Here is a 10,365-nt window from a genome sequence, read left to right as displayed (position 1 = left end):
GCGAGCCGCGGCGAGTCTTGTCCCGGTGGTTGAGGTGTGACGAGCGCTAGCGAGGAGCCTCGAAACCTCCGGGCCTGCGTGGTGGGCTGTGGTGGGCACAGTCCGGTGAACAGGYGCCACTGGTTTCGAGGCTCGGCCGCGGGCGGCCTCGCACCTCAACCAGCGGCAGGCAGTCGGTACCAGGGCGTCTCAGACCTCAACCACCGGCGGGCTGGCGCGTGCTGGTGGCTCCGCAGTTTGAGCACCGGCGGGGTGCGCAGTTTCACGGTTCTCCGGACAGGTCCGCGCGCCGGACGTAGCGTCCGGGACGGAGGTCGGAGATGTCATCGATGGGACGCCGGGTGCGGCGGGGCGTGGGCGCCCTGGGGGCGGCTGCGTTGCTCGCGCTGACCGGTTGCGAGCTGGACAGCGGGACGGACGCGGGGCAGGTGGTCGTGACCGAGACGGTCACCGAGACCGTCGTACCCACGCCCGAGCCGACCGAGGTCGAGGAGCTGCTCGACGAGCCGACCGACGACATCGTCGAGCCGGCGATCGAGGAGACGACGTACGTCGTCACCCACGTCGTGGACGGCGACACCATCGATCTCGACAACGGCGAGCGGGTGCGGCTGGTCGGGATCGACACCCCCGAGCGCGGCGAGTGCGGGTTCGGGCCCGCGCAGTCCACGATGAAGCGGCTCGTGCTCGGCAAGGAAGTCGTGCTCGTCGAGTCCGACGAGGACCGCGACGTCTACGACCGGCTGCTGCGCTACGTCGAGGTGGACGGCCTCGACGTCGGGCGGCAGATGCTCGACAAGGGCCTGGCGATCGCCCGCTACGACTCGCGCGACGGCTACGGCCGGCACCCGCGCGAGGACGACTACATCGCCGCCGACGAGGCGGCCCCCGACATCACCTGCAAGAGAAAGCCGCAGCAGGACAACCAGCCGCGCGGCCTCCTCGGCAGCGGGAAGAAGGACAAGGGCAGCAGCTGCGAGCCCGGCTACGACCCGTGCGTCCCGCTCTACCCGCCCGACCTGGACTGCGCCGACGTCGGGCCAGTCACCGTCACCGGCCCCGACCCGCACGGCCTCGACCGGGACGGCGACGGCCGGGCCTGCGGCGGGGACTAGGTTGTCACTGACTGCGCGAGCGTGTCGCCTCTCGGGGGCTGGGTCCGCCCAGCAGCAGGCCGCGAGTCCTGGGCTCGCCACGCCGTGCTCCCGGTGGTTGAGGTGCGACGAGCGCCAGCGAGGAGCCTCGAAACCTCCGGGCCTGGACGGCGGACTGTGGCGGGCACAGTCCGGTGCACCACGGCCGGTGGTTTCGAGGCTCGGCCGCGGGCGGCCTCGCACCTCAACCACCGGACTTGGGGTGGGGCGCCTCGCACCTCGCCCACTGGCGCAGGACCGGGCCTGTGGACGACGGCCGACGCGGTCGGCCGAAAAGGCGCAGGGTGGTCGCATGACCACTGACGACCAGCAGATCCCGCCCCGGCTCTCGCCCGACGAGATGCCGCCGTTCACCGACCAGTCCTCCGTCGAGCACGCCTGGCGCTCGCTCATGGGGGAGCTCGGCTTCGCCACCCCGCAGCTGTGGCTGCTGTTCGTGGACGGCGACCGGCCGCGCCACGTCCTCAACGTGGAGGACGTCCCGCTGCACCCCGGCGCCAGCGAGTGCGCCACCCTCGGCCGGCTGGTCGAGCAGCTCGTGGGCGGGGACCGCACCTGCGCGTTCCTCTACGCCCGCCCCGGCGGGCCGGGCCGCACGCCCGGCGACCTCGCGTGGGCGCGTGCCCTCAGCGCGACCTGCGACCGCTGGCCGGTGCACCTGGCCAACGACGTCGAGCTGCGCGTCGCCGCACCGGACGACCTCGCGGCAACCGGCTGAACCGTAGGCGCGACAGGCGGGAGTCTTGCCGCCAGCGGGAGGCTGGGCCTACGGGAGCCGACAGGCGACACGCTCGGCCAGTTCAGCTCAGCCGCAGTTGTCGCAGATGCCCGTCGCGGGGATGGCCATGAAGCAGGTCGGGCAGACCGCGACGACCGGCTCGGCCTTGACCGGCTTCGGCGGCGCCTTGGGCGCGCGCGGGGTGGCGGCGCGGCGGGCCTTCTCGGCCGGGGCGGTCGGCACCCGCGACTCGCGGACGACGGGGATCTCGGGCACCTCGACCACGGGCGGCACCCAGCCCGGCGGGGGCGGGTCGGTGATCTCGAACTGGCCGAGGATCTCGCGCGCCGCGTCGGTCGGCTGGTGCTTGGGCCGGGTGACGATGTCGAAGGGGGAGGACGCGCCCTCGAGGAAGGTCTGCGCGTCGGGGCGCAGTGTGTCCGGGATCCGCCGGTGGCGCCAGCGCTGCGGCGCGGCGCCCTTCTGGGTGATGGTCACCAGGTCCGGACGGTTCCAGCACACCAGGGCCCAGTCGTCGTGGTGGCTGGTGGCCCACACGGCGACGGCGATGTCACCGGCGTCGGCGGCCGCGCGCAGCGCGATCCGCTCCGGGTTGGAGAAGCGGCCCTTCACGTGGATCACACCGGGCAGCGGCTCGGTGACGGTGTACTCCTCGGCCTGCAGCTGGTCGACGAGGCGGGCGAGCTCTGGCGTGGTCTCCATCGTCAACCGAGCCTAGTCGAGTCCTCCCCGTCTGCACCCGTCGCCTCCGCTGCGTTCTCGGTCACGGCGCCGGTCGCCTCCGAGATGATCGTGGCCATCGCCGTGCGGGCCGCGTCGGCGTCGCCGGAGCGTACGGCGCGAGCCACCTCGACGTGCAGCGCCACCGCCTCGTCCTTGGGATGCTCGGGCATGAGGTGGTGGTGGGTGCGCCCGGCCAGCACCTCGGCGACGACGCCGTCGAGCGCGGCCAGCATCTCGTTGCCGGACGCCGCCAGCAGGATGCGGTGGAAGGCGATGTCGGCCTCCAGGAACGCCTCGAGGTCGCCGGCGCGGCCGTGCACGACCATGTCACTGGCCGCGGCCGTCAGCGCCGCGCACTGCTCGGGCGTCGCGCGCTGTGCGGCCAGCCCGGCGGCGACCGGCTCGACGCCGCTGCGCAGCTCGCCGAGCGAGCGCAGCTGACGGGTGCGGTCCTCGGAGTCGAGGCGCCAGCGGATCAGCCGGGGGTCGTAGACGTGCCAGGCCGAGCGGGGGAGCACGGTGACGCCGACCCGGCGCCGCGAGGCGACCAGGCCCATCGACTCCAGCACCCGCACGGCCTCGCGGGAGACCGAGCGGCTGACGTCGTACTCGGTGTCGATGGTGTCGAGGGTGAGCACCGCGCCCTCGGCGAGGTCGCCCGAGACGATGCGACCGCCGAGCGCCTCGAGGACGTCCTCGTGCAGCGCGGTGCGGGCCACGTACCCTCCAAAGATCAGATTTAATGCGCCGGTGGGGTTGTAAAAAGCAGATTAATGCTTGCAGACTGTGACGGCCAGCACACGGGGTACTCCGCCAGGAGTCCGGGTCATCGTCCTCCAGGAGGAGTCATGAGCAGCACCCTGCCGCACCACGGGGGCGCGCCGCTGATCGTCGTCATGGGCGTGTCGGGATCGGGGAAGTCGACGGTCGGCGCGGCGCTCGCCCAGCGCCTCGGCGTCCCCTACGAGGACGCCGACGACCTCCACCCGCAGGCCAACATCGACAAGATGACGGCCGGCGTCCCGCTGGACGACGACGACCGCCGGCCGCGGGGGCTGCGGTGTTGGCCGGTCACGGGGAGCGCGGTGGCGTCGTCAGCTGCTCGGCGCTCAAGCGGGCCTACCGCGACCAGCTGCGAAGCCACGCCCCGCGTGCCTTCTTCCTGCACCTGCACGGCACCCGCGAGGTCATCGCGCGGCGCCAGGCCGCCCGGCCCGGCCACTTCATGCCGGCCTCGCTGCTCGACTCGCAGTTCGACACGCTCGAGCCGCTCGCCGACGACGAGGCCGGCACCGTCATCGACGTCGACCAGTCGGTGGACGCGATCGTCCAGCAGTACGTCGACCAGACCGACCCGTCCTGAGGAGTCCCTGCATGTCCGCACAGCTCGTCCTCGCCGCCGGCACCGACCTCGTCGAGCCGGTCGCCTCCGAGGGGCGCCTGGTGGTCGCCGCCCTGCTCGGCATCGCCGTCATCGTCGTGCTCATCATCGGCGCCCGGCTGCACCCGTTCCTCGCCCTGACGGCCGGCGCCCTGACGGTCGGCGTCGTCGCCGGGGTCGGCGTGGAGACCTCGATCGCCAGCTTCACCGCGGGCTTCGGCTCCACGGCCGCCGGCGTCGGCATCCTGATCGCGCTCGGCGCGATGTTCGGCAAGCTCCTCGCCGACAGCGGAGGAGCCGACCAGATCGTCGACACGATCATCGGCCACGCCTCGCCGCGCGCGCTGCCGTGGGCGATGGCCGTGGTCGGCGCGGTCATCGGCCTGCCGATGTTCTTCGAGATCGGCCTCGTGCTGCTGATGCCGGTCATCTACCTCGTCGCCCGCCGCTCCGGGCAGTCCCTGGTCACCATCGGCATCCCGGCCCTGGCCGGCCTCTCGGCGATGCACGGCCTGGTCCCGCCGCACCCCGGCCCGCTCACCGCGATCGACTACCTCGGCGCCGACCTCGGCACCACCCTCGCGCTCGGCATCGCCGTTGCCGTCCCGACCGTGATCATCGCCGGCCCGGTGTTCGGCCTCGTCGGCCGGTACGTCGACGTGCCGGTCCCCGCGGGCTTCGAGGCCACCGACGCCGAGGAGCTCCCGCAGCGGCCGTCCTTCCCGGTCACCCTCGCCTCCGTGCTGCTGCCGGTGGTGCTGATGATGGGCAAGGCCCTGGCCGACATCTTCATCGACGACGAGTCCGACCCGCTCCGGCGCACCCTCGACGTGCTCGGCACCCCGCTCATCGCCCTGCTGATCGCCGTCGTGGTCGGCATGTTCACCCTCGGCATGGGCAGCGGGATGGGCCGCGACGGCATCGCGAAGTCGATCGAGTCCTCGCTGCCGGGCGTCGCGGGCATCCTGCTGATCGTCGCCGCGGGTGGCGGCTTCAAGCAGTCGCTGGTCGACACCGGGATCGGGACGATCGTCGCCGAGCGGGTCGCCGACAGCAACGTCTCCGTGCTGCTGCTCGCCTGGTTCGTGGCCGTCCTGATCCGCCTCGCCACCGGCTCTGCCACCGTCGCCACGGTCACCGCGTCGGGCCTGCTCGCGCCGCTGACCGACCAGCTCTCCACGGGCGAGGTGTCGCTGATGGTGCTCGCGATCGGCGCCGGCTCGGTGTTCTTCTCCCACGTCAACGACGCCGGCTTCTGGCTGGTGAAGGAGTACTTCGGGATGACCGTCGGCAAGACCCTCGCCACCTGGTCGGCGATGGAGACCCTGCTGTCGGTCAGCGGCCTGGTCTTCGTGATGGCGCTCAACCTGGTGATCTGACACGCTGGACGGGTGGCAGCCCCCGCGCCGGACCCCCTGATCCTGCTGGTGTCCGGGGAGCAGCTCGACGTGATGGTCGAGCAGTTCCACCGCTACGACCGGGAGTACGACGTCCGGTCGGCCACCAGCGCCGCCGAGGCCACCGCGCTCCTGGAGCAGGCCCGCGCTGCCGGGCAGCCGGTGGCCCTGGTCGCGACGGAGTCACGGCTGCCGGACACGGACGTCCTGCACGCGCTGCACGCGTGGCGCACGCTGGTCCCGACCGCACGGCGGCTGGTGCTGATCCCGGTGGAGCGGCTCGCCGAGGAGAGCGTCGCCCTGCGGCCCTACCTGCGCAAGGGGAAGTTCGACACCTACCACGTGCTCCCGCAGGCCCGCCGCGACGAGGAGTTCCACCACGCGGTGACCGACCTGCTCAACGACTGGGGCGCCACCGTCGCGATCAACGAGGTCGACACGGTGCGGGTCATCGCCCCGGACGCCCGACCGATGGCGCTGGCCGTGCGGGACCTGCTGGACCGCACCGGCATGCCCTACCGCGTCTACACCCCCGACAGCCCGCAGGGGCAGGAGGCGCTGGCGAAGGTCGACGGCGAGCCGTCGTACCCGCTGGTGCACCTGACGGCTGCGGTCTGGGGCGAGGCGCCGGTGCTGTCGCCGCGCTCGACGCGCGAGCTGGCGGCAGCGTTCTACGGCCGCCCCTCCGACATCGACTGCGGCGAGGTCGTGGACCTCGCGGTGGTCGGCGGGGGTCCCGCCGGGCTGGCGGCCGCGGTCTACGGCGCGTCCGAGGGGCTCTCGACGGTCGTCGTCGAGTCGGAGGTGGTCGGCGGGCAGGCCGGCACCAGCTCGATGATCCGCAACTACCTCGGCTTCCCCCGTGGCATCTCCGGTCAGCGGCTGGGCCAGCGCGCACGGGTGCAGGCGATCCGGTTCGGCGCCCGCTTCTTCACCGGCTGGCCGGTCGTCGAGCTGCGCCCCGCGCAGGACGGGGCACCGCACGTGCTGGTCACCGAGGGCGGTGACGTGCGCGCCCGCGCGGTCGTCGTCGCCTCGGGCGTCGCCTACCGCCGGCTCGGGGTCGCCCCGCTGGAGGACCTGGTCGGCGCGGGCGTCAACTACGGCGCCGCGATGACCGCTGCGCGGGAGATGGAGGACCGCGACGTCTTCGTCGTCGGTGGCGGCAACTCCGCGGGCCAGGCGGCCGTGCACCTCGCCCGCTTCGCGCGGTCGGTCACGATCCTGGTCCGCCGCGAGGACCTGTCGTCGACGATGTCGCAGTACCTCATCGACGAGATCACCTGGAACCCGCGGATCACGGTGCGGCCGTGCACCGAGATCGTCGACGGCGGCCCCGACGAGACCGGGCAGCTGGGCTGGCTCCAGCTGTGCGACGTGCGCACCCGCGCGCAGGAGCGGGTGCCTGCGGGTGGGCTGTTCCTGCTCATCGGCGCCGCCCCGCACTGCGACTGGCTGGGCGAGTCGGTGCTGCGCGACGACCACGGGTTCGTGCTGACCGGGCGGGACGTGCCGCGCGAGCGCTGGATCGACGGCCGGCCGCCGGAGAGCCTCGCCACGTCGGTGCCGGGCGTCTTCGCAGCCGGTGACATCCGCGCCGGGTCGATGAAGCGGGTCGCGGCCGCCAGCGGCGAGGGCGCGTCCGCGGTCTCGCTGGTGCACGCCCACCTCGAGCGGCTCCGGGCCGCGACCACAGCCTGAGCCGACGTACCGCGCCTCCAGCCAGCCGCCCGCACAGCCGTCCGCGCAGCCGTCTGGACCACCTGCCGCGGGGCCGTTCACCCATTTCGGGGAAGTTGCCCGCTGCCCGGACCACACCCGCCCGGGCAGTCCTAGCGTCGCCTCACTGACGTGGTTCCGGGACCACGGATGCCCGACGGGCCGGGCTCCCGGCCGCGCCGGTGTCGACGTCTCGGGCCGACTCGAGAAGGGCAGAAGGCACATGTGGATCCGGAGAGCTCCCCACCTGGTGGCCGCGTTGATCGGTCTCCTCTCCACGGCGCTCGTCGCGCCGGCGCTGGCCGAGGACTCGCCACCGGGGCGCCTGGTCAGCGAGGTCGCGGCCAGCGGCACCCCGCACGTCCTCGACGGCAGGGTGCTGTCGGTGACGAAGGTCGGCAACACCGTCCTGCTGGGCGGCAACTTCAGCCAGGCCCGCAACGACAACAGCCAGACCGTGCTCGCGCGCAGCAACCTGCTCGCCTTCAACGCGACCACCGGGGCGATCAGCACGAGCTTCGTGCCAAACCCCAACGGCGTGGTGCAGAAGATCGTCGACGCCGGGGACAACGAGACGGTCTACGTCGTCGGCAACTTCACCAGCATCGGCAGCCAGAGCCGCTCCCGCGTCGCCCGGGTGCGGATCTCCGACGGCCAGGTCGTCACGACCTTCAACGCCGGCACGGTCTCCGGGCAGGTCCGCGACGCGGCGCTGCGTGACGGCCGGCTCTGGATCGGCGGCGCCTTCACCCACGTCGGCGGCCGCGCCCAGCGCGCCCTCGCCACGCTCAACCCCACCACCGGTGCACCGACGACCTTCATGAGCCGCGTGATCGCCGGCAACCACAACGACGGTGTCACCCAGGTCCTCAAGTTCGACATCACCCCCGACGGCGACCGGCTCGTCGCGGTCGGCAACTTCCACACCCTCGACGACGTGGTGAACCACCAGCTGCTCATGCTGGACACCTCCGGCGCGAGCGCCGAGCCGGCAGACTTCCGGACGAGCTTCTACGAGGCCCGCTGCTCCACCGCGTTCGACAGCTACATGCGCGACGTCGACTTCTCCCCGGACGGCCGGTTCTTCGTCGTCTCCACGACCGGCGCGTACGGCGGCTCGTCCGGCCCCTGCGACACCACCGCCCGCTTCGAGACCGCGTCCTCCGGCGCCGGCATCCGGCCGTCGTGGGTCAACTACACCGGCGGTGACACCACCTACGGGGTCGAGGTCACCGACTCCGCCGTGTACGTCGGCGGCCACTTCCGCTGGCAGAACAACGCCTTCCGCGGCGACAACGCGGGCCAGGGCGCGGTGGCCCGCGAGGGCATCGCGGCGCTCGACCCGATCAACGGCCTGCCGTTCTCGTGGAACCCGGGTCGCACCAAGGGCGTCGGTGTCTTCGACTTCCTCGACACCCCCGAGGGCCTGTGGGTCGCCTCCGACACCGACCGGATCGGCAACTGGCAGCTCAAGAGCCGCATCGCCCGGATGAACCCCAACGGCGTCTCCTACCCGCGGGTGCGCACCCCCGGGCTGCCGAACGACCTCTACGGCGTCGGCACCGGCGGCAGCATCGCCGACCCGAGCATCCTGTACCGGGTGAACGCGGCCGGCGCCGCCCTGCCGGCCGACATCGGCCCGAGCTGGCAGGCCGACACCGCGGGCTCGCCCTCGCCGTACCACAACGCGGGCCAGAACCGGGCCGGCTACACCACCGTCCCGTCGGTCGACTCCACCGTCCCGGCCGGCACCCCGCGGGCCGTCTTCGACGACGAGTTGTGGGACGCCGCCGGCGGCCAGGAGCAGGAGTGGGCCTTCCCCGTGCCGGCCGGCACCGAGGTCAAGGTGCGGATGTACTTCGCCAACCGGTGCACCTGCACCCAGCAGGCCGGGCAGCGGGTCTTCCACGTCGACGTCGAGGGCGGCCGCGTGCTGACGAACTTCGACATCGTCGCGTCCGTCGGCCACGACCGCGGCACCATGCGCGAGTTCACCGTCACCAGCGACGGCACGGTCAACATCCGGCTCGTCCACGTCGTCGAGAACCCGCTGGTCAACGCGATCGAGATCGTCCGCGCCGACACCGCGCCGGTGACCACCGTCCCGGTGAGCCGGCGGGCGATGACGAATTCCAGCGTCGGCGAGGTCCAGTCGGCACCGTCGGGGTCGGTCGACTGGCTGACCGTGCGCGGGGCGTTCATGCTCAACGGCTGGCTCTACACCGCCCACTCCGACGGCACCTTCAAGCGTCGTACCTTCGACGGCAGCATGTACGGCGCGCCCCAGGCCGTCGACGCCAGCGAGCAGATCGTGCCCTTCCCCGACTGGTCCAGCGACCTCAGCACGATGACCGGCCTGTTCTACGACTCCGGCCGGATCTACTTCACCCGGTCCGGCTCGAACCAGCTGTTCTACCGCTACTTCACCGCCGAGAGCGGGGTCGTCGGGGCGCAGCGGCTGGTCGCCTCCGCCAACGTGGCGGGGATCGACTTCGCCCAGGTGCGCGGCATGTTCGGCACCGGCGAGCACCTCTGGTGGACGACGTCCGACGGCAACCTGCGCCGCATCGACTGGGCGCAGGGCCCGATCTCCGGAGCACCGGTCGGCGGGACGGCCACCGTCCGCTCCGGGCCGGGCGTCGACGGCACCACGTGGGGCGCCCGGGCGTGGTTCCTCTTCCAGGACTCCTCGGGCAACGGCACGGCGCCCAACCAGGAGCCGACCGCGTCCTTCACCGTGTCGTGCTCCGACCTCACCTGCTCTTTCGATGCCAGCGGGTCCTCGGACCCCGAGGGGCCGATCGCGTCCTACGCGTGGGACTTCGGTGACGGGGCGACCGGCAGCGGTGCGACTGCGCAGCACACCTACGCCGCCGCTGGCTCCTACGAGGCGACACTGACGGTCACCGACGGTGCCGGCGCCACCGCGCAGACCCAGCGCACCGCCGCGCCGACGGACCCGCCGGAGCCGCCCGACGCGGAGATCGGGTACGTCGGCGCGGACGCCGCGAACGCGAACAGCACGACCCACCGGGTGCGGGTGCCGGCGTCGGTGCAGCCCGGTGACACGCTGGTGCTGCAGCTGGCGGTCAACAGCACGACGCCGTCGGTCACCGGTCCGGCCGGGTGGACGCAGCTGGAGCAGGCTGCCGAGGGCAACGTCCAGGGCCGGTTGTGGACCCGCACCGCGACGGCGTCGGACGCGGACTCGCTGGTGACGGTGACGCTGTCGTCGATCGCGAAGGCCGACCT

The 10,365-nt window shown here is 72.7% G+C and carries 7 protein-coding genes and 1 pseudogene; 6 read left to right on the top strand and 2 right to left on the bottom strand.

What is annotated here, in order from left to right:
• Positions 1–329 precede the first annotated feature (329 nt).
• Both L615_RS21360 and L615_RS21355 read left to right on the top strand, forming a co-directional pair.
• Positions 330–1,115 (top strand): thermonuclease family protein, encoded by a 786-nt coding sequence (locus L615_RS21360; RefSeq protein WP_186449968.1) that lies wholly within the window; start codon positions 330–332, stop codon positions 1,113–1,115.
• Positions 1,116–1,446: 331 nt separating this feature from the next.
• The gene (locus L615_RS21355; RefSeq protein ID WP_051486096.1) at positions 1,447–1,872 is read left to right on the top strand and encodes a hypothetical protein; all 426 of its coding nucleotides are present in this window, start codon (positions 1,447–1,449) and stop codon (positions 1,870–1,872) included.
• An 87-nt stretch (positions 1,873–1,959) separates the two neighbouring features.
• On the opposite strand, the gene L615_RS21350 is transcribed toward L615_RS21355, so the two are convergent.
• Both L615_RS21350 and L615_RS21345 read right to left on the bottom strand, forming a co-directional pair.
• Entirely contained in the window at positions 1,960–2,595 is a 636-nt protein-coding gene (locus L615_RS21350) for a hypothetical protein (protein WP_145726406.1), read from the bottom strand.
• Positions 2,596–2,597: 2 nt separating this feature from the next.
• Positions 2,598–3,335, bottom strand: coding sequence for a FadR/GntR family transcriptional regulator (locus tag L615_RS21345; RefSeq protein WP_051486094.1), 738 nt, complete (start codon positions 3,333–3,335; stop codon positions 2,598–2,600).
• A gap of 177 nt (positions 3,336–3,512) precedes the next feature.
• Here L615_RS21345 and L615_RS21340 point away from each other — a divergent pair.
• From L615_RS21340 to L615_RS24490, 4 genes and pseudogenes are all read left to right on the top strand, one after another.
• Positions 3,513–3,979, top strand: a pseudogene (locus L615_RS21340) (gluconokinase).
• A gap of 11 nt (positions 3,980–3,990) precedes the next feature.
• A complete protein-coding gene (locus L615_RS21335) occupies positions 3,991–5,376 on the top strand; it encodes a gluconate:H+ symporter (RefSeq protein WP_028656755.1) in 1,386 nt (461 codons plus the stop codon).
• A gap of 12 nt (positions 5,377–5,388) precedes the next feature.
• Entirely contained in the window at positions 5,389–7,095 is a 1,707-nt protein-coding gene (locus tag L615_RS21330; RefSeq protein WP_261376803.1) for an FAD-dependent oxidoreductase, read from the top strand.
• 268 nt (positions 7,096–7,363) lie between these two features.
• Positions 7,364–10,365: PKD domain-containing protein (locus L615_RS24490; RefSeq protein WP_261376802.1), on the top strand; the 3,002-nt coding region annotated here is incomplete at its 3' end.

Source organism: Nocardioides sp. J9 (assembly GCF_007829375.1).
Classification (GTDB): Bacteria; Actinomycetota; Actinomycetes; order Propionibacteriales; family Nocardioidaceae; genus Nocardioides.
This window is presented reverse-complemented; position numbering and strand designations above follow the sequence as displayed.

Coding starts and splice junctions, on each gene's coding strand:
- L615_RS21360 (WP_186449968.1), top strand. CDS start 330: ATGGGACGCCGGGTGCGGCGGGGCGTGGGCGCCCTGGGGGCGGCTGCG.
- L615_RS21355 (WP_051486096.1), top strand. CDS start 1,447: ATGACCACTGACGACCAGCAGATCCCGCCCCGGCTCTCGCCCGACGAG.
- L615_RS21350 (WP_145726406.1), bottom strand. CDS start 2,595: ATGGAGACCACGCCAGAGCTCGCCCGCCTCGTCGACCAGCTGCAGGCC.
- L615_RS21335 (WP_028656755.1), top strand. CDS start 3,991: ATGTCCGCACAGCTCGTCCTCGCCGCCGGCACCGACCTCGTCGAGCCG.